This is a genomic window from Bacillus sp. AFS040349 (assembly GCF_002577655.1).
Taxonomy (GTDB): Bacteria; Bacillota; Bacilli; order Bacillales; family Bacillaceae; genus Metabacillus.
In genome coordinates, this window is sequence record NZ_NUMC01000084.1 from 43,522 (window position 1) to 62,113 (window position 18,592).

At 36.2% G+C, this 18,592-nt stretch carries 19 protein-coding genes, 1 rRNA gene and 1 other annotated feature; all 20 genes read right to left on the reverse strand.

Annotated features, from left to right (window positions below; all coding sequences use genetic code 11):
- Positions 1 to 62 precede the first annotated feature (62 nt).
- Positions 63 to 245, reverse strand: coding sequence for a preprotein translocase subunit SecE (gene secE, locus COD11_RS18335; protein WP_026561205.1), 183 nt, complete (start codon positions 243 to 245; stop codon positions 63 to 65).
- A gap of 57 nt (positions 246 to 302) precedes the next feature.
- Positions 303 to 452, reverse strand: coding sequence for a 50S ribosomal protein L33 (gene rpmG, locus COD11_RS18340; protein ID WP_098798338.1), 150 nt, complete (start codon positions 450 to 452; stop codon positions 303 to 305).
- Between the two features lie 90 nt (positions 453 to 542).
- A complete protein-coding gene (gene sigH, locus COD11_RS18345; protein WP_098798339.1) occupies positions 543 to 1,199 on the reverse strand; it encodes an RNA polymerase sporulation sigma factor SigH in 657 nt (218 codons plus the stop codon).
- A gap of 185 nt (positions 1,200 to 1,384) precedes the next feature.
- Entirely contained in the window at positions 1,385 to 1,894 is a 510-nt protein-coding gene (locus COD11_RS18350; protein ID WP_098798340.1) for an NYN domain-containing protein, read from the reverse strand.
- Between the two features lie 6 nt (positions 1,895 to 1,900).
- Positions 1,901 to 2,644: a 23S rRNA (guanosine(2251)-2'-O)-methyltransferase RlmB gene (rlmB, locus tag COD11_RS18355; protein ID WP_098798341.1), complete on the reverse strand. Its 744-nt coding sequence runs from the start codon at positions 2,642 to 2,644 to the stop codon at positions 1,901 to 1,903.
- Positions 2,641 to 3,063, reverse strand: coding sequence for a Mini-ribonuclease 3 (locus tag COD11_RS18360; RefSeq protein WP_098798342.1), 423 nt, complete (start codon positions 3,061 to 3,063; stop codon positions 2,641 to 2,643). Before COD11_RS18360 ends, rlmB begins: the two co-directional genes overlap by 4 nt.
- A 118-nt stretch (positions 3,064 to 3,181) precedes the next feature.
- Positions 3,182 to 4,579 carry a cysteine--tRNA ligase gene (gene cysS, locus COD11_RS18365; protein ID WP_098798343.1) on the reverse strand — a complete coding sequence of 466 codons (1,398 nt, stop codon included), beginning with the start codon at positions 4,577 to 4,579 and terminating at the stop codon, positions 3,182 to 3,184.
- Entirely contained in the window at positions 4,530 to 5,225 is a 696-nt protein-coding gene (gene cysE, locus COD11_RS18370; protein WP_098798344.1) for a serine O-acetyltransferase, read from the reverse strand. The genes cysS and cysE overlap by 50 nt, the downstream gene beginning before the upstream one ends.
- 69 nt (positions 5,226 to 5,294) lie before the next feature.
- Positions 5,295 to 5,531, reverse strand: a binding site (T-box leader).
- Positions 5,532 to 5,702: 171 nt separating this feature from the next.
- Positions 5,703 to 7,160: a glutamate--tRNA ligase gene (gene gltX / locus COD11_RS18375; protein ID WP_098798345.1), complete on the reverse strand. Its 1,458-nt coding sequence runs from the start codon at positions 7,158 to 7,160 to the stop codon at positions 5,703 to 5,705.
- A gap of 166 nt (positions 7,161 to 7,326) precedes the next feature.
- On the reverse strand, positions 7,327 to 7,806 hold the full coding sequence (ispF, locus tag COD11_RS18380; protein WP_098798346.1) for a 2-C-methyl-D-erythritol 2,4-cyclodiphosphate synthase: 480 nt from the start codon (positions 7,804 to 7,806) through the stop codon (positions 7,327 to 7,329).
- A 41-nt stretch (positions 7,807 to 7,847) separates the two neighbouring features.
- Positions 7,848 to 8,531 (reverse strand): 2-C-methyl-D-erythritol 4-phosphate cytidylyltransferase, encoded by a 684-nt coding sequence (gene ispD, locus COD11_RS18385; RefSeq protein WP_098798347.1) that lies wholly within the window; start codon positions 8,529 to 8,531, stop codon positions 7,848 to 7,850.
- Positions 8,532 to 8,640: 109 nt separating this feature from the next.
- Positions 8,641 to 9,738 carry a PIN/TRAM domain-containing protein gene (locus COD11_RS18390; protein WP_098798348.1) on the reverse strand — a complete coding sequence of 366 codons (1,098 nt, stop codon included), beginning with the start codon at positions 9,736 to 9,738 and terminating at the stop codon, positions 8,641 to 8,643.
- Positions 9,739 to 9,936: 198 nt separating this feature from the next.
- Positions 9,937 to 11,016, reverse strand: coding sequence for a DNA integrity scanning diadenylate cyclase DisA (gene disA / locus COD11_RS18395; protein WP_098798349.1), 1,080 nt, complete (start codon positions 11,014 to 11,016; stop codon positions 9,937 to 9,939).
- Positions 11,017 to 12,393 (reverse strand): DNA repair protein RadA, encoded by a 1,377-nt coding sequence (gene radA, locus COD11_RS18400; RefSeq protein WP_098798350.1) that lies wholly within the window; start codon positions 12,391 to 12,393, stop codon positions 11,017 to 11,019.
- Positions 12,394 to 12,626: 233 nt separating this feature from the next.
- A complete protein-coding gene (gene clpC / locus COD11_RS18405; protein ID WP_098798351.1) occupies positions 12,627 to 15,074 on the reverse strand; it encodes an ATP-dependent protease ATP-binding subunit ClpC in 2,448 nt (815 codons plus the stop codon).
- A complete protein-coding gene (gene mcsB, locus COD11_RS18410) occupies positions 15,071 to 16,168 on the reverse strand; it encodes a protein-arginine kinase McsB (protein WP_098798352.1) in 1,098 nt (365 codons plus the stop codon). Before mcsB ends, clpC begins: the two co-directional genes overlap by 4 nt.
- Positions 16,169 to 16,720 carry a protein-arginine kinase activator protein McsA gene (mcsA, locus tag COD11_RS18415; RefSeq protein WP_098798353.1) on the reverse strand — a complete coding sequence of 184 codons (552 nt, stop codon included), beginning with the start codon at positions 16,718 to 16,720 and terminating at the stop codon, positions 16,169 to 16,171.
- A gap of 15 nt (positions 16,721 to 16,735) precedes the next feature.
- A complete protein-coding gene (locus tag COD11_RS18420; protein WP_098798354.1) occupies positions 16,736 to 17,197 on the reverse strand; it encodes a CtsR family transcriptional regulator in 462 nt (153 codons plus the stop codon).
- 125 nt (positions 17,198 to 17,322) lie between these two features.
- On the reverse strand, positions 17,323 to 18,021 hold the full coding sequence (locus COD11_RS18425; RefSeq protein ID WP_176551139.1) for an MgtC/SapB family protein: 699 nt from the start codon (positions 18,019 to 18,021) through the stop codon (positions 17,323 to 17,325).
- A gap of 462 nt (positions 18,022 to 18,483) precedes the next feature.
- Positions 18,484 to 18,592, reverse strand: a 5S ribosomal RNA gene (rrf, locus tag COD11_RS18430); the annotation flags it as partial.

The following is an 18,592-nucleotide window of genomic DNA, read 5'->3' on the forward strand; positions in this document are numbered from 1 at the left end:
CCGTTTAACGGGTTTTGCAGACAAAGTTTAATATTTTCTATTATAGCACGATTTTCCATTTGTTATTCAAAAAACAAACGAATTAAAGAAGAAATACCTAAGTCAATAACCGCAAAGAACACTGCCACAAATGTAACTGTTGAAACAACTGTTATTGTGTACTTTGTTAGCTCTTTACCTTTAGGCCAGCTGACTTTTTTCATTTCACGAGTAACATCTCGGAAAAAACTAATTAAACGTTGCATTGTGCTACCTCCAGGATAATAAGGAAACTTCATTATATGAAATATATAAGTGCTGTACTATTTTGTTTCACGGTGGTTTGTATGCGAATTACATACTTTACAAAATTTATTAACATCCAACCGATCATTTGTGCTTGTACTATTTTTCATCGTTGTATAATTTCGACTTCCACACGATGTGCATGCAAGGATAATCTTTTTACGCATGTCATCACCTACCGCTACGTTTTATTCTTTAAAACTGTATCACAGTAGAATTTTTTCGTCAACAAACGTTCGTATCTTACATGTATATTATTATAGACTAATCTCTCTTAGTTCTAAATAGCGCTCTAGCTTTCTCTTCACTCGTTGCAGAGCATTATCAATTGATTTAACATGTCTATTTAACTCTTCGGAAATCTCATGGTATGACCTGCCGTCCAAATATAAAACTAAAACCTTTCGTTCAAGGTCACTTAATAACTCACCCATCTTAACTTCAATATCATCAAATTCTTCTTGATTGATAATGAGTTCCTCAGGGTCCATCACTTTTGCACCAGTAATCACGTCCATAAGTGTTCGATCAGACTCTTCATCATATATTGGCTTGTCTAAAGAAACATAGGAATTAAGCGGGATATGCTTTTGGCGAGTTGCAGTTTTTATTGCGGTAATGATTTGCCTTGTAATACATAGCTCGGCAAATGCTTTAAAAGAAGTGAGCTTGTCCTCCTTGAAGTCACGAATGGCTTTGTATAAACCAATCATTCCCTCCTGGATAATATCTTCCCGATCAGCACCGATTAGAAAATATGATCTTGCTTTCGCCCGGACAAAATTTCGGTATTTTGTGATTAAATAATCAAGCGCTTCACTTTCTCCAAAATGCACAAGTTCAACTACTTGTTCATCTTCCATTAATTCTAATACTTCTTTGTTGACTTTGCCCCTGTTGATTGGTGAATTCAAGTCGATCCCCCCGACCGCACGCAAGATAACAATATTATACAGTATTGGTTTTGTAAGCGTCAACCAACCATAAATATAACGTTCAGTAGCATTGGCTGTACTTACACATTATTTGTTCCGGAGTCTGGTGTAAGTACTGGATATCGTTCGTTGCCAAAGATATAAGATTTTATTTTTAAAACCAACTACAGATCGCCTCTTCGCCACTTTTCCAGTTTTTCCAATACATCTTCAGGGATCGCAATCTTTGAAGAAGGTCGCTTATCTTCAATTTTCTTCACCTTTTGTTTAATCCTGCCTTCAATAGACGTCATTTCATTTAGTAACTCTCTTGCTGATTTTCTTAATGCACCTTGTCCAAAGATTGCCCACTGCTCAGTAAAATCTGATGTAGCTACATGAACTTGAGTTTTAATATTACTTAATGAAATAGCAAGCTTTTCAATTCGTTCATCCGCTGTTTCATTTTCTCTTGTGAAAATGACTTCAACACGATAATTTTTCTGTTTTTTCTCTATTCCCTTTACCATATGAGCATCAAATACAATAATTACCCGGTATCCTGTATATGCCTGATATTCAGCCATTTTCTCGATTAATAGATCCCGTGCTCCCGCTAAATCATTTTTCTTAAGGTTTTGCAATTCCGGCCACGCACCGATAATGTTATATCCATCAACCAATAGGATATCCATTTCACTCTACTCCCCTAGAGGATATCGCTTTCTATATACCTCATACATTAAAAGACTAGCTGCTACAGATGCATTTAGGGACGTTACATGTCCAACCATTGGCATCTTAACTAAGAAATCACATTTTTCTTTTATAAGACGTCCAATCCCTTTACCTTCACTACCTATAATTAGTGCAAGTGACATCTTACCATCAAGATTGCGGTAATCATCTGCTCCTTTCGCATCTGTCCCTACAATCCATACCCCTTTTTCTTTTAAGTCATCGATTGTTCTCGCCATATTTGTAACCCTCGCAACCGGGATATGTTCAATCGCCCCAGTGGACGACTTTGCTACTGTCGCTGTTAACCCAACCGCTCTTCGCTTAGGTATAACAATACCATGTGCCCCTATTGCATCCGCTGTCCTCATGATGGATCCGAGGTTATGTGGATCCTCAATTTCATCTAACAATAATAAAAATGGTGGTTCATCTCGTTCTTCAGCGACTTTTAATAAATCGTCTACATGTACATATTCATAAGCAGCAACCTGGGCAATGACACCTTGATGGTTTCCTTCCACCATTTGATCAATCTTTTTCTTGGGGACAAAATTAATTGTTACTCCTCTTTCTTTAGCAAGCTTCGTAATCTGTTGTGCTTGTCCTTTTAGAGAGTTTTCTGCTACCCATATCTTATTGATATCTCTCGATGATTTTAATACCTCAATGACCGGATTACGTCCAATAATAAAATCTTCACTCATGACATCCCCTCCTTTCCATCAATAAATGTAAATGATCTTTGAATTAGTTCCTCAAGACGTTCGTGCTCTTTTTCCAAGTAAAGGTGTCCAAGTAGTGCTTCGAACGCTGTACTATAGCGATATGTTTGTACATCTGTATTTTTAGGAATTGTCCCTGATTTTGCATTTCTTCCCCTTCTTAACACTGCTTGCTCTTCTTCTGTAAGAAACTCAAGTGAGAAGAAATGATGTAATGTACTTGCTTGTGCCTTAGCAGATACAAATCTTTTTGCTTGGTTATGAAGCTGATTCGGACGAATATTACCTTTAGCTAAAAGATAATGCCTTACATAAATCTCATAAACAGCATCGCCAATATAAGCCAAAGCCAAGCTATTTAAGAGCTTGGAATCTTTTATTGTTGGTAATTCTAAAAACATTGTGTTCCTCTTTTCCTATTGAAGGCAGAGCTAAAATAAATTTTTAAAGCATAGAGCCCTGCCTATAATCATAACAATATTTCTTTTTATCTTTATTCCCCAATTATGTGTACTGTAATCAACCGCGTTTCCATCTCGTACCTTGTGGTGTATCCTCCAAGATGATATTTAGATCTTTTAATTTATCACGGATTTCATCAGATAAAGCAAAATTACGATCTTTTCTTGCTTGAATACGTTGTTGAATTAATTCTTCAATTTCTTCATCCAAAAGATCCGTTGATTCAAACGTTACACCTAATACTTTGCCTAATTGATCAAATTGATCTAAGAAAGCTTGAATAACTTCAGTTGATGTATTCTGTTCCTGTAAATAGTAATTTGCTTGTTTTGATAGATCAAATAGAACAGAAATTGCATTGGCTGTATTAAAGTCATCATCCATTTCTTGTTTAAATTGCTGTTGATAGCTTTTAATTTTGGTTAGCCATTCTTCATCATTATCTGTTAAATTCGTACTGCTGTTTTTACGATGCTTTAGATTTCCATATGATGTTGTTAAACGTTCAAATGCATTCTTTGTACTCTCTAATAACTCTTGAGAGAAATTGATTGGATGTCTATAGTGTACAGACAACATAAAGAAACGAACAATTTGTGGATCTATTTCCTTAATAATATCGTGAACTAAAACAAAGTTCCCTAAAGACTTTGACATCTTTTCATTATTAATATTTATATATCCATTGTGAAGCCAATACTTCGCAAACTGCTTACCTGTAACTGCTTCAGATTGAGCAATCTCATTTTCATGATGAGGGAAAGTTAGATCCTGACCACCAGCATGAATATCAATTGTGTCACCTAAATATTTTTTTGCCATAGCAGAGCATTCAATATGCCAGCCAGGTCGACCATGTCCCCACGGACTTTCCCAGGAAATTTCCCCTTCTTTTGCTGATTTCCAAAGAACAAAGTCTAGAGCATCCTGCTTTTTATCCCCTACTTCAATTCTGTTTCCTAAGCGAAGCTCCTCAACCGATTGATGTGAAAGCTTTCCATACTCTTTAAATTCTCTTGTCTTATAATAAACATCGCCGCCTGCTTCATAAGCAAAGCCTTTATCAATTAAAGCTTGGATAAAATCAATAATAATATCAATGTTTTCTGTTACACGTGGATGTGTGGTCGCACGTTTGCAGCCAAGTGCTGTCACATCTTCAAAATATGCATCAATAAAACGATCTGCAATGGTAGGAACATCTTCACCCAGTTCATTAGCCGCTTTAATTAATTTATCATCCACATCTGTGAAGTTTGAGATATAGTTCACCTCATACCCGCTATACTCTAAATATCTTCTTACCGTATCATAAACAATTGCGGGCCTAGCATTTCCTATATGAATATAATTATAAACGGTTGGACCACAAACATACATTTTTACCTTTCCTGGTTCAAGGGGCTCAAACGTTTCTTTTTGTCTCGTTAGCGTATTGTACAACTTTATTGTCATAGTCACTCTTTCCTTTCTTTAGTTGTTGTACTTCTTCTCTTAAGTGTTTTAACTCCGCTTCTAATTCCTTAAAACGATCTGCAACTGGATCTGGTAAATCAGAATGGTTCAAGTCCTGACCGACTCTTTTTCCGTTTTGGATAACGACTCTTCCAGGTATTCCAACTACAGTAGAATGATCTGGGACATCTTTTAGCACAACAGATCCTGCTCCTACCTTTGAATAAGCACCTACTGTAATAGAACCTAATACTTTTGCTCCAGTAGCAATTAGTGCATTGTCATTAATGGTCGGATGCCTTTTCCCCTTTTCTTTTCCCGTTCCACCAAGTGTTACTCCCTGGAAGACCGTCACATTATCTCCAATTTCACAAGTCTCCCCGATAACAACGCCCATTCCATGGTCAATAAAGAAACGGCGTCCAATTCTTGCAGCAGGATGTATTTCAACTCCTGTAAAAAACCTGCTTATCTGCGAGATAGCTCTCGCTAAGAAAAAGAGCTTCTTTTTGTAAAAAGCATGGGCAATACGATGACTCCATATTGCATGTAATCCTGAATATGTTAAAATAACTTCAAAATAATTTCTTGCGGCGGGATCTTGCTCAAACACAACATCTACGTCTTCTTTCATCATTTTCAACATAAATTTCCCCTCCAATCATTAACTTTATTAGATTTTTTCTGAGAATATAAAAAAGCGCCTCTGCAACATGACAGAGACGCTTGAATGCGCGGTTCCACTCTGTTTAGGAAAGAGTACAACGATCACTCTAACCTCAACTTTAGCTCTGTAACGTAGAGGGTACGCCTTTACTTACTAGTCTACATGACGTTTAGCAAAGGACTCTAAGGTGCACTTCAAGAATTACTTCACTTAAACCCCTTCCAGCCGATGAGGGTTCTCTCTAAAAAGGAAATAAAACTCTACTCTCCTTATCAACGCTTTAAATATAGTTTAACCATACTATATTACATTTTTATGCAAATGTTAACTGAATCCTCTTCATAATGTACAATTTGTTACCTAAAAAGTATGAAATTCATTTTAACAGTGCCTTCAATGAGTCAGGTGAAAGAAAAAAGATCGTTTTTTGATTTAAAAGCGAATTGTGAAAAAAACTCAACTAATTAAATTTTGCAATCTCGCTAGAACGGTAGGTTTTCCTAATACCGCAATAGACTTTGGTAAGTCCGGTCCATGTGTTTGACCTGTTATTGCAACACGAATTGGCATAAATAAATTTTTCCCTTTTTGTCCCGTTGCTTTCTGGACAGCCTTTATCATTGCTTTCACTGTATCAGCTGAAAAATCATCGCTTTGATTGATTTCACTCACAAATGCTGATAATACTTCAGGAACTTGCTCTCCTGCAAGAACATCCTTTGCTTCTTCTTCATAAGAAATCTCTTCTTTAAAGAAAAGCTCTGTTAAATCAACAATTTCTGCTCCATAGTTTAATTGCTCTTGATAAAGCGCAATTAATTGATGAGTTCTTTCCTGTTCTTCCTCGTTCATGTTTTCTGAGACTTTACCCGCTTTAATTAAATGAGGCAAGCAAAGTGGAATTAATTTCTCAAGATCTAGTTGCTTAATATATTGATTATTCATCCAAGCTAATTTATGTGTATCAAAGACAGCTGGAGATTTAGAAAGACGATTCGCATCAAAGATTTCAATTAATTGATTCTTTGTAAATACCTCTTCTTCTCCAACCGGTGACCAACCAAGTAATGAAATAAAGTTAAATAACGCTTCTGGTAAATAACCAAGTTCTTCATATTGCTCAATAAATTGAATAATTGATTCATCACGTTTACTTAATTTTTTGCGGTTTTCATTTACGATTAATGTCATATGACCAAATACAGGAATATCCCAGCCAAGCGCTTCATAAATCATCAATTGCTTCGGTGTATTAGAAATGTGGTCTTCCCCTCTAAGTACATGTGAAATCCCCATTAAGTGATCATCAACAGCTACTGCAAAATTATAAGTAGGCGTTCCATCCTTTTTCACAATAACAAAGTCACCCATTCCTTCTGACTCAAAGGAAATATCTCCTTTTACCATATCGGTAAAACGGTACTCTTTGTTAGCAGGTACTCGAAAACGAATGCTTGCTTGAAGCCCTTGTGATTCTAATTCGTTTTGTTCTTCTTTTGTTAAGTTAGCATGCTTACCTGAATACTGAGGTGTTTCACCTCTTGCCATTTGTTCTTCGCGTTCTTTTTCCAGCTCTTCTTCCGTACAATAACATTTATAAGCTAAACCTTTGTCTAGAAGCTCATCATAATATTTCTTGTAAATATCATTTCTCTCTGATTGGCGATATGGGCCATATTCTCCACCAACATCAATACTTTCATCCCAATCAATTCCTAGCCATTTTAAGTACTTTAATTGACTTTCTTCCCCGCCAGCAATATTACGTTTCTTATCCGTATCTTCAATACGTATAATAAATTTTCCACCTTGATTTTTAGCGAATAAATAATTAAATAATGCTGTTCTTGCATTTCCAATATGTAAATGTCCAGTTGGACTTGGTGCATAACGAACTCTAACTTCTTTTGCCATCTTTGCTACCTCCGTCTTTTTGACTCTTCGTTTCCAAGCTGCTTAAAAATATAAGCAACCCATAGTTAATCAATTTTATGTAAAATTACGAATAACGTATAAGACCAGACCTAATTTTACCACCAAAATAAAGCAGATACAAAATAAATCAACAAACTAATTTGTGTTATGTACGCTGCTGAATAAGGACTGTTGCCATTGAAGCAATTCCCTCTTGTCTACCTGTAAAACCTAATTTTTCGGTTGTTGTTGCTTTTACATTGACTTGTGATACTTCAGCTTCTAATAATTCAGCAATCCTATTTCTCATGTCTTCAATATACGGAGCCATTTTAGGCTTTTGCGCAATAATTGTACAATCAATATTACCTAATTCATAACCTTTATTTTTTACGATCTCCCACACATGTTTTAATAACTTTGCAGAATCCGCATCTTTGAAAGTGGGATCTGTATCAGGGAAGTGTTTCCCAATATCCCCTTCACCGATTGCACCTAAGCAAGCATCTGCAACTGTATGTAATAATACATCAGCATCTGAATGGCCTAATAACCCTTTTTCATATGGAATCTCAATTCCACCGATTATTAATGGGCGATTTTCCACTAATTGATGTACATCAAAACCTTGTCCAACTCTTATCATTATTATTCCCACTTTCTATAACCTAATAGACACTATGAATTTTACATCTTTCTCTTCGACAAAATTGCTTCTGCTATGTACAGATCCTCGGGTGTTGTGATTTTAATATTTGTATATTCACCAGCAACGATCGAAACCGCTTGATCTACTCTTTCTAGAAGACTCGCATCATCTGTTCCTAGAAAGTTTTCTCTCACTGCTTTTTCATGTGCTTCTAAAATAATTGATAAATGGAACGCTTGTGGAGTTTGGATTGACCAAAGTGAAGAACGTTCAACTGTTTCGACTACCACTCCATCTTTCGCTCTCTTTATTGTATCTTTAACTGGTACAGCAAGTGTTGCCGCACCGGTTATGATCGTTTTTGACAAAAGTGCCTCTATACTTTCATGAGTAAGAAAAGGTCTTGCTCCATCATGAACAAGAACTAAATCTCCCTCTTCCACTGCCTTTAGCCCGTTATAAACACTGTATTGGCGCTCTTGTCCACCAGATACTAAATGTTTGATTTTGGATATGCGGTATTTTTTTATCAGCTGTTGAAAGTCAGCTTTTTCTGCGTCATTAATTACTAATATAATACCCTTACAATGGGAATGTTCTTCAAAAACCTTTAATGTACGTATAATAATTGGAATCTGTTCTAGTTGAATAAACTGCTTATTCTTCCCTGCATTCATCCGCTTACCCTGACCAGCAGCAGGTATTATGACTTGATAATTCATTGGAGTTACTCCTTCAATAATTCAGTATAACATCATAATAAAAGATTCCTCTCTATATGTAAAACAGCCCATGAGACATAGAGTTAAATGTTTCATAGGCTGAGGTATATTATAATGCTTTTTCTAATAGCTTGGGTTTTGCAAAGATCATTCTTCCTGCCGAAGTCTGAAGGACGCTTGTTACAAGCACATCAATATGCTTTCCAATGTAATTTCGGCCATCCTCAACAACAATCATTGTTCCATCATCTAAATAGGCAACACCTTGATTATGCTCTTTCCCGTCTTTAATGACCTGAACATTCATTTCTTCACCAGGTAACACAACAGGCTTAACAGCATTCGCCAAATCATTAATATTCAATACATGAACCTTTTGTAATTCACATACTTTATTGAGATTAAAATCATTTGTTACAACAACACCAGATGTGAGTTTTGCAAGCTTAACGAGTTTACTATCCACCTCTTGTATTTCCTCAAAATCACCTTCATAAATTTCTACATTTATAGAAAGCTCTTTTTGAATACGGTTTAAGATATCAAGACCTCTTCTTCCACGATTTCTTTTTAATACATCAGAAGAATCCGCGATATGCTGTAATTCTTCTAGAACAAATTGAGGGATAACGATGGTCCCTTCTAGGAATCCTGTTTGACAGATATCCGCAATTCGCCCATCTATAATGACACTCGTGTCCAATATTTTTAGCTTTTTATCTTCAACTTCAACCTCGTCATCGGAGATTCCTTTTTTCTTACCTATTTTATTTTGAACTGTAAAAACATTAATTAGTTCGTCTCGTTTCTTAAATCCTACTTGAAAACCTAAGTACCCAAGCAGTAGCGTTAAGAATATTGGAATAATGGTGTTAAAGACTTGGTACTGGATCGTATTTAAAGGGATAACAATAAGAAAAGCAACTATAAGACCAAATATTAATCCTAGACTACCAAATAAAACATCTGTAACAGGGGCTTTTACAACAGCTTCTTCTAAGACCCTGATCCAATTCACAACATAATCAACCAACCAAAATGTTGCCACAAAGAATATGATTGCACCTAGTACTGCTAGCGTATAAGGTGTATTAATAAAAGGTATGTCCTGCATATTCATTAATTCAAGTAGTTGTGGCATAAATAAGATTCCTAACATCCCACCTACACTTAGAAAAAATAGTTGGATTATGCGTTTAATTAACATACCTTCACCTCCTTTTTAATTATTACTACTTTATCCTAATTTACTGACATGTGAAATAGATAAATTAAAATGTAAATAGATTGATACATGTCTGTAATCTTGGCTATGACCCAAAAACACATACATTAAAAAACAATTTTAATATACCCTATTTTACAGAAATTAAAACAGTAATCGTAAAACTTTCATGAAATCTTCTTATATATGACGATCAATTAGTAGTTGGTCTTGCAATCTCTTCAATCCTTCTTTTATTTTCTTAGCTCTTACCTCACCAATTCCTTCTACCTCGTCTAACTGTTCTACGGATGCTTTCATAATAAGTTTCAAATTTTTATATGTTGTCACTAAATTTTCAATAATTATCGTTGGTAGTCTCGGAATCTTGTTTAAAATGCGATAACCACGTGAAATAACTGGACTGTCTATATTTGTAAAAGAAGAATAACCTAATAATTTAAACAGAACGGAATCTTCCAAAAGCTCAAAGCTCGACAAGTCTTGAAGCTGTTTAATGACAGGGTAAGGGTCAACTGACTTATCGACAGCATAATCCTTAATTAAAAGAGCCGCTTCTTCTTCTAACCCTGTCAAAAGTTCCGCTAACTGCAAGCGAATCAGGTGTCCTTCAGCTCCAAGTTCATTCACATAATCATTTATTTCATCCTTAATTCTAAGAACCATCTCAAACCTGTGAAGTACTTGAAGGACTTCTTTAAATGTGACTAGCTCTTCTAGTTCAAGTGCACCTAGCGTCATGATTGATTGATCTAATACAATTTTATATTTTTCTAATGTTTGAATGGCTTGATTTGCTTTTGTTAAGATAACACCTATATCCCTTAATGCATATCTAAGCTCTCCATGATACAGCGTGATTACATTTCTTCTTTGTGAAATAGCAATAACTAAATTACCCGTTTGTTTCGCCACACGCTCAGCCGTACGATGTCTCATGCCCGTTTCAGAGGAGTAAACAGTAGGGTCAGGAACCAGTTGAGCATTTGCATACATGATTTTGTTTCCTGAATCACTTAAGATGATAGCTCCATCCATTTTCGCAAGCTCATATAAATGAGCAGATGAAAATGGACATTCAATTGTAAAGCCTCCATCAATCACTTCCTTTACCTTGTCATTATGACCAACAACAATTAACCCACCTGTTTTTGCTCGAAGTACATTTTCTATCCCTTCTCTAATAGGTGTTCCAGGCGCTACAAACTGCAAAATTTCATTTAATGTCTTTTCGCCTGATTTACTCTCTATGTCTGTCATTTACGATCCCCCTAATGTTTTTTGGAGGGCCTCTGCTACATTTTTTACTCCTATAATTTCTATATCTTCTGGTGGGTTCCAACCGCCTATATTTGCATGTGGAATGACCGCCCTCTTAAAACCAAGCTTTGCAGCTTCAATCACTCTTTGTTCAATTCTTGACACTCTACGAACCTCACCTGTTAACCCAACTTCCCCAATAATAACGTCTGTTGGTTTTGGTGGTGCGTCCTTAAAGCTAGACGCAATACTCACAGCAACAGCTAAATCAATAGCAGGTTCATCAAGCTTTACGCCTCCGGCAACCTTTAGATATGCATCCTGGTTTTGCAAAAGAAGACCAACACGTTTCTCTAAAACAGCCATTAACAATGGCACTCGATTATGATCTATTCCAGTTGCCATTCTCCTTGGATTTCCAAAACTGGTCGGAGAGATAAGAGCCTGAATTTCAACAAGCACTGACCTGGTACCCTCCATTGAGGCAACCACTGTTGAACCTGCTGCACCCTTAGACCTTTCCTCTAGAAAAATCTCTGATGGATTTTGCACCTCTTCTAAACCAGCTTCTTTCATCTCGAAAATTCCCATCTCATTTGTAGAACCAAAGCGATTTTTTACAGCACGTAATATTCGATACGTATGATGTCTTTCTCCTTCAAAATATAGGACAGTATCAACCATATGCTCTAATAGCCTTGGACCTGCAATTGAACCCTCTTTCGTTACATGACCAACAATGAATACCGCAATTCCCTTTGTTTTGGCTATTCTCATTAATTCAGCTGTTGATTCTCTTACTTGAGACACACTACCTGGAGCAGAGCTTATTTCACTATGATAAACAGTTTGAATCGAATCGACCACTACAAAGGCTGGGTTTGTTTCGTCGATTGCTTTTGAAATAAAGCTTAAATCTGTTTCAGATAAAACTAATAATTTATTAGATATTACCCCTAAGCGATCTGCCCTTAATTTCGTTTGCTTAACTGATTCTTCACCAGATATATATAAAACATCATGACCGTTATCAGCTAATTGAGAGGATACTTGTAATAACAGTGTTGATTTCCCAATACCAGGGTCACCACCAATTAAAACTAAAGATCCCTTCACAATACCACTTCCGAGTACACGGTTAAATTCTTTAAGGTTTGTAAATATTCTTGGTTCTTGGGTTGTTTCAATTGTTGTGATCGGCGAGGGTTTTTGTACCGTTTGATTGGAATGAGCAAAAACAGCCCTTCGAGGTGACCCAGACTTTAATACTTCTTCTGTCATTGTATTCCATTCACCACATCCTGGGCATTTTCCCATCCACTTCGGTGATTCATATCCACAGGTTTGACAAATAAACTTTACCTTTGCTTTTGCCATAAAATTGTTCCTCTCTTATTAGATTACCAAATAGACAAGTTAATTATGATACTTATCCTTAATTATATAAAACTGAAGGTGTTATCAAGGGAAATCTTTTCGGTAATTACGTTTAATCTTTCCAGACGGGTAAAAGGAGGATTATCTTATTCCCATGTCCGTAGTATTATCCATAGGAGAAAAAAGAAAGTGAGGCACACAATTAAAATCGTATGCCTCTAAACTATCTTTATTTAATTAGATTTCACTTCTTCTTTTTCAGCTGTTTTCACAACAAACTCGCCATTTTCCACATCAAGAATAATTTTTTGGCCTTTATCAATTGTACCTTTTAACAGCTCTTCAGAAAGACGATCTTCCACATTCTTTTGAATCGAACGACGCAATGGTCTTGCACCATATTCTAAGTCAATTCCTTCATCTGCAATTTTCTCTTTCGCAGATTCTGTTAATTCTAATGAAAGATCTTGTTCTTTTAAACGTTTCGTTAATTGATCAGACATAAGTGAAACGATTTCTTTTAAATGCTTTTTCTCTAAAGAATGGAAGACAATGATTTCATCAATACGGTTGATGAATTCAGGACGGAATGCACGTTTTAACTCATTCATTACCTTATCTTTCATGTCTTTATAATTTTGTGTTTCATCTTGAATATTAAAGCCAACATATTTATTGCGTTTTAGTTCACTAGCTCCAACGTTAGAAGTCATAATTAAAATCGTATTTCTAAAGTCTACAGTACGCCCTTTAGAATCCGTTAATCTTCCGTCTTCTAATACTTGAAGTAAAATATTAAACACATCAGGGTGGGCTTTTTCAATCTCATCTAAAAGAACAACTGAGTAAGGCTTTCTTCTAACCTTCTCTGTTAACTGACCACCTTCATCATATCCTACATATCCTGGAGGTGAACCAACAAGACGTGATGTTGAGTGCTTCTCCATATACTCAGACATATCAATACGAATCATCGCATCTTCATCACCAAAAATCGATTCTGCTAGAGCACGAGCTAACTCAGTTTTACCTACACCCGTTGGTCCTAAGAAGATGAATGAACCGATTGGACGTTTTGGATCCTTTAAGCCAGCACGAGCACGGCGTACTGCTTTTGCAACAGCAACTACCGCTTCTTCTTGACCGACTACCCTTGAATGAAGGAGGCTTTCCATATTTAACAGTTTGTCAGTTTCCGTTTGGGCCAACTTGGAAACTGGAACACCAGTCCAACTAGAAACAACCATCGCAATATCTTCAACTGTCACTTCAGTATTTTCTTGACCTTGTTTTTCTTTCCATGTTTTTTTCGTTTCTTCTAGCTGCTCACGTAAACGTTGCTCTGTATCACGTAAAGATGCCGCTTTTTCAAACTCTTGGCTTTGAACAGAGGCATCTTTTTCCTTACGGATTTCCTCAAGCTTTAGTTCAAGCTCTTTTAAATTAGGTGGTGTAGTAAAAGAACGTAAGCGAACTTTTGAACCTGCTTCATCAATTAAATCAATCGCTTTGTCTGGAAGGAAACGATCAGAGATATAACGATCTGATAATTTAACAGCAGCATCAATCGCTTCATCTGTAATTGATACTCTATGATGTGCCTCATAACGATCACGTAAACCTTTTAAAATTTGAACACTTTCATCAACAGAAGGTTCATCAACTTGAATTGGCTGGAATCTACGCTCTAATGCCGCATCTTTTTCAATGTACTTTCTATATTCATCAAGTGTTGTTGCACCAATACATTGTAGCTCACCACGAGCTAACGAAGGCTTAAGAATATTTGAAGCATCAATAGCTCCTTCTGCACCACCAGCACCAATTAATGTGTGCAACTCATCGATAAAGAGAATGATATTACCTGCTTGGCGAATTTCATCCATTACCTTTTTAAGACGATCTTCAAATTCACCACGATATTTTGTCCCTGCAACAACTGTTCCCATATCTAACGTCATAACACGCTTATCACGTAAAATCTCCGGAACTTCATTTTGTACAATTTGTTGAGCTAAACCTTCAGCAATGGCGGTTTTACCAACACCTGGCTCCCCGATTAATACAGGGTTGTTTTTCGTACGTCTACTCAACACCTCAATAACACGTTGAATTTCCTTACTTCTACCAATTACAGGATCTAAGCTTCCTTCTCTAGCAATTGCCGTTAAATCACGTGCAAGACTATCCAAAGTAGGTGTATTAGCATTAGTAATGCCTCCACCTTGATGGTTTGCTGAAGATTCGTTGCTTCCTAATAATTGAAGAACCTGTTGTCTTGCTTTGTTTAAACTTACACCTAAATTATTAAGTACTCGTGCAGCTACTCCTTCTCCCTCACGAATAAGTCCTAGGAGAATATGTTCTGTTCCAACATAAGAATGTCCCAGCTTTCTTGCTTCGTCCATTGATAGCTCAATCACCTTTTTTGCTCTTGGTGTATAGTGAATAGTTTGTGATGCATCTTGACCTCTACCAATCAATCCTTCTACTTCTTTTTGAATTTTATCTGGACCTAGACCTAATGCTAGTAAAGCTTTAGCAGCTATACCTTCGCCTTCACTAACAAGACCTAGAAGAATATGCTCTGTTCCAATATTATTATGACCTAATCGAACTGCTTCCTCTTGTGCTAAAGCCAGTACTTTTTGCGCGCGTTCTGTAAATCTTCCAAACATCATAATTCATCATCCTCCATCCGTTTATTACGATCCATTTCCAGGTTTAACCGCTCTCTAATGAGTGCAGCACGACGAATATCTCTCTCATTTGGACGTAATGGTCCTCCAAAATACTGCTGCAAAAATCCAGGCTGTGTTAATATCATCAGTTCATTTAAAATAGTACGGGAAATATCTTTAATAATTCCTAAATCAATACCTAATCTAACATCAGATAAGCATTTTGCAGTCTCGTTAGATTCTATGCTTCGGCAGTATACCAAAGTTCCAAAGGAACGGTAAACCCTGTCTTCTAACTGAGTTTGTGAGGACTGATATAGAGCTTCGCGAGTAGATCTTTCCTGCTCAATTAGCTGTTGTACAACACTAACAAGATCCTCTACAATATCCTTCTCTGACTTACCTAATGTAATTTGGTTTGATATTTGAAACAGATTTCCTACTGCTTCACTGCCTTCTCCATATATCCCTCTTACAACCAAGCCAAGCTGATTAATTGCCGGGATAATTCGATTAATTTTTTGAGTGATAACTAACGCTGGGAGATGCATCATCACTGATGCCCTAAGCCCTGTTCCTACATTGGTAGGACAGCTTGTTAGATATCCTCTTTGTTCATCGAAGGCATAATCAACTTCTTCTTCAATCCAATCATCCAACTGATTCGCAGTACTTAAGGCTTCTTCCAACTGAAATCCAGGATATAAGCATTGAATACGGATATGATCCTCTTCATTTAACATTATGCTTACCTCTTCATTTTCAGACAGCAAACAGCCTCCATAATCTGAATGATCAGCTAAGTTGGGGCTTATCAAATGCTTTTCTACGAGAACCCTTTTCTGAATTGCTTGCAAATCATTCATTTTTAAAAGCTCTAATTGGCCTAATTTTTTGAATGTTTTATTTGCATATGTGTTCTCAAAGAAATTTAGAACTTGCTGGGCTTCCTCATTTGTAGAGAGAGTAGGGAATTTATATTGATCTATATTTCGCGCTAAACGAATTCGGCTGCTTAATACAATGTCTGAATCTGGACCTTCCTGACTCATCCAAGCACTCATCGCCTTATTCATAAAGTTCTGGAGTGACATCTAAAATCCCTCCTCATCAGAGCTACTTAATTTTTTTTCAAGTGAGCGGATTTCATCTCTTACCAGCGCAGCTTGTTCAAACTCTTCTTGACTAATAAGACTTCGTATTTTCTCTTTTAGATCCTCAATATTTTTCCTTATATGAATATCTCCGCCAATTCTCTTCGGAATTTTCCCGGAATGTTCTGTGTTTCCACCATGAACACGTCTTAGAATCGGAGTAATATAATTTTTAAAAGTTGGATAACAATTGGAGCAACCAAACCTACCTGATTTCTTAAAATCCTGGAAAGTCATTTTACATCGATCACATTGAGGAACACTTTCTGTTTTAAACACATTTTGTTCCTCTGCTTTAGCAAAGCCATGCTCCATATTAAGTAAACCCGTTAACAGGTTATTTAACGAAAATCCTGAACTTGAATTAAACATAAAAAGTTCACTATTTTCTTTTGCACAATGCTCACATATATGAACCTCTGTTTTTTCACCATTAATCACTTTTGTAAAGTGAAACGTTGCCGGTCTTTCATTACATTCCTGGCAAATCATCCGTCTCCCCTACTTTCACTTATATTTCAATGAAGTTAACATGGCTTTCACCATTCTTGCCCTTAACTCATCCCTATGAGGAAGGTCGATATATAAGACTGAACGATCTATAACACTCATCATCAGCTTTGCTTCTCGAGAAGATATGACCTCTTCTGTTACAAGCCGACTAATTATATCCTCTGCAGCAGCTTGTGAGAGGCGATTGTTTATTAATGCTAGCAATTGTTCAAGTAAGTGTGCTTGAGTTTCAGCATGAACTTTAATAATTCTTATATAGCCTCCTCCACCACGCTTACTTTCTACGAGATAACCTCTTTCAATCGTAAATCTTGTGTTTATAACATAGTTTATCTGTGAAGGCACACATTGAAATTGATCAGCTATTTCACTGCGTTTAATTTCAACAATTTCTTTACCACTACTGTCTAGCACTCTTTTTAAGTACTGTTCAATAATGTCTGAAATATTTCTCACTCAACCTCCCCCTCACTGACTTTGACTATATTTGACTATAATCTAAATATAAAACGAACAGAAAAATTTTTCAACTCTTCTGTTTCATTTTAAATATTGCCAAATTAGCAAGATGTGAAACCTATTTAGAATATTTTTTCTACTTCCTTAATTTCTTTCAGTACAAGTTCCAGCTTTTCATAGCCTATTGAGTGAATGTTTATATTAATATCTAACTGATAATAAAAAGTTACATTTCCTTCCCGGTCTTTTCGGCTTGATGTCATAACAATACTATTTGTCTTGATGTTATATGTCGAAAGACGCTGAATCACTTCATCGATTGAAGATTTATTTGAATTTACGACAACTTTCATTTTTCTTCTCGTCTTTTTTACATACATATATTTCTCTAATCTATTTAAAAAAATGAGGCACATTAAGACAATAATCGTTGTAAAAAATGCCAGAATATACATTCCTGATCCGATAATTAAACCTAAGCCTGCTACAATCCATATAGAAGCAGCGGTGGTTAATCCTCTTACCGTTGCACCTTTTACTAGAATCGTTCCTCCACCTAAAAATCCTATGCCACTAATTACATAAGAAGGAATACGTGACGGATCAAATTGTACAGCTTTATGATCTTCAAGATAATGCTCAAAACCATATAATGACAGGATCATCATAAGGCATGATCCTATTCCTACTAACAAATGCGTTCGAAAACCCGCAGGATGATTTTTAAACTCCCGTTCTAATCCTATAACTCCACATAAAAGAGCAGCAATAAGAATACGAGAAAACATCGTAAAATCCTCTTGACTAAAAAACTCAAACATATGCATTTCCCCTAGTTTAATAAGACATATAAGTTGTTCTAATATATATATACTCAAAAGATAGTTTTCAAACACTTATTTTTTTGGAAGGGGGGTTTGTGGGAATGGGAGGATGGTGCCTTGAAGATGGGGAAGATGGTGCCTGTCACTTCCCGATATTTGATGAATTTTGTCGAAGGAATTCAATTTAATGACTATTTTATATGATTCTAAGCACTCATCTAGTTCTTATAAAGAAAATTTCTTTTTGTTAAAAGATAAATTCATACATAATAGGTTAAATAGTATCGTTTTCTCTGTTAGATTAAATTTATTTGCGGTTTTAAGAGGACTATCTGCGATTCTCGATACTTTATCTAAGATTTTGAGGAATTTATCTGCGATTCTACAATTTTCCACAACTCCCCCATTTTATAACCACATAAAAAAAGACCAGTATCTCTACTGATCTTTTCCTCACTTACTTGGCGACGTCCTACTCTCACAGGGGGAAACCCCCAACTACCATAGGCGCTGAAGGGCTTAAATTCCGTGTTCGGCATGGGAACGGGTGTGACCTCTTCGCCATCAT

What these genes read in the sequence shown, in the direction of transcription:
- COD11_RS18425 (WP_176551139.1), bottom strand. Translation starts at nt 18,021, where the DNA reads ATGTTTGAGTTTTTTAGTCAAGAGGATTTTACGATGTTTTCTCGTATT.
- ispD (WP_098798347.1), bottom strand. Translation starts at nt 8,531, where the DNA reads ATGAATTATCAAGTCATAATACCTGCTGCTGGTCAGGGTAAGCGGATG.
- COD11_RS18360 (WP_098798342.1), bottom strand. Translation starts at nt 3,063, where the DNA reads ATGTTTTTAGAATTACCAACAATAAAAGATTCCAAGCTCTTAAATAGC.
- gltX (WP_098798345.1), bottom strand. Translation starts at nt 7,160, where the DNA reads ATGGCAAAAGAAGTTAGAGTTCGTTATGCACCAAGTCCAACTGGACAT.
- rlmB (WP_098798341.1), bottom strand. Translation starts at nt 2,644, where the DNA reads ATGAGTGAAGATTTTATTATTGGACGTAATCCGGTCATTGAGGTATTA.
- disA (WP_098798349.1), bottom strand. Translation starts at nt 11,016, where the DNA reads ATGACAGACATAGAGAGTAAATCAGGCGAAAAGACATTAAATGAAATT.
- mcsB (WP_098798352.1), bottom strand. Translation starts at nt 16,168, where the DNA reads ATGTCACTCCAGAACTTTATGAATAAGGCGATGAGTGCTTGGATGAGT.
- COD11_RS18350 (WP_098798340.1), bottom strand. Translation starts at nt 1,894, where the DNA reads ATGGATATCCTATTGGTTGATGGATATAACATTATCGGTGCGTGGCCG.
- cysE (WP_098798344.1), bottom strand. Translation starts at nt 5,225, where the DNA reads ATGTTGAAAATGATGAAAGAAGACGTAGATGTTGTGTTTGAGCAAGAT.
- secE (WP_026561205.1), bottom strand. Translation starts at nt 245, where the DNA reads ATGCAACGTTTAATTAGTTTTTTCCGAGATGTTACTCGTGAAATGAAA.
- ispF (WP_098798346.1), bottom strand. Translation starts at nt 7,806, where the DNA reads ATGATAAGAGTTGGACAAGGTTTTGATGTACATCAATTAGTGGAAAAT.
- cysS (WP_098798343.1), bottom strand. Translation starts at nt 4,579, where the DNA reads ATGACAATAAAGTTGTACAATACGCTAACGAGACAAAAAGAAACGTTT.
- clpC (WP_098798351.1), bottom strand. Translation starts at nt 15,074, where the DNA reads ATGATGTTTGGAAGATTTACAGAACGCGCGCAAAAAGTACTGGCTTTA.
- COD11_RS18390 (WP_098798348.1), bottom strand. Translation starts at nt 9,738, where the DNA reads ATGTTAATTAAACGCATAATCCAACTATTTTTTCTAAGTGTAGGTGGG.
- rpmG (WP_098798338.1), bottom strand. Translation starts at nt 452, where the DNA reads ATGCGTAAAAAGATTATCCTTGCATGCACATCGTGTGGAAGTCGAAAT.
- radA (WP_098798350.1), bottom strand. Translation starts at nt 12,393, where the DNA reads ATGGCAAAAGCAAAGGTAAAGTTTATTTGTCAAACCTGTGGATATGAA.
- mcsA (WP_098798353.1), bottom strand. Translation starts at nt 16,720, where the DNA reads ATGATTTGCCAGGAATGTAATGAAAGACCGGCAACGTTTCACTTTACA.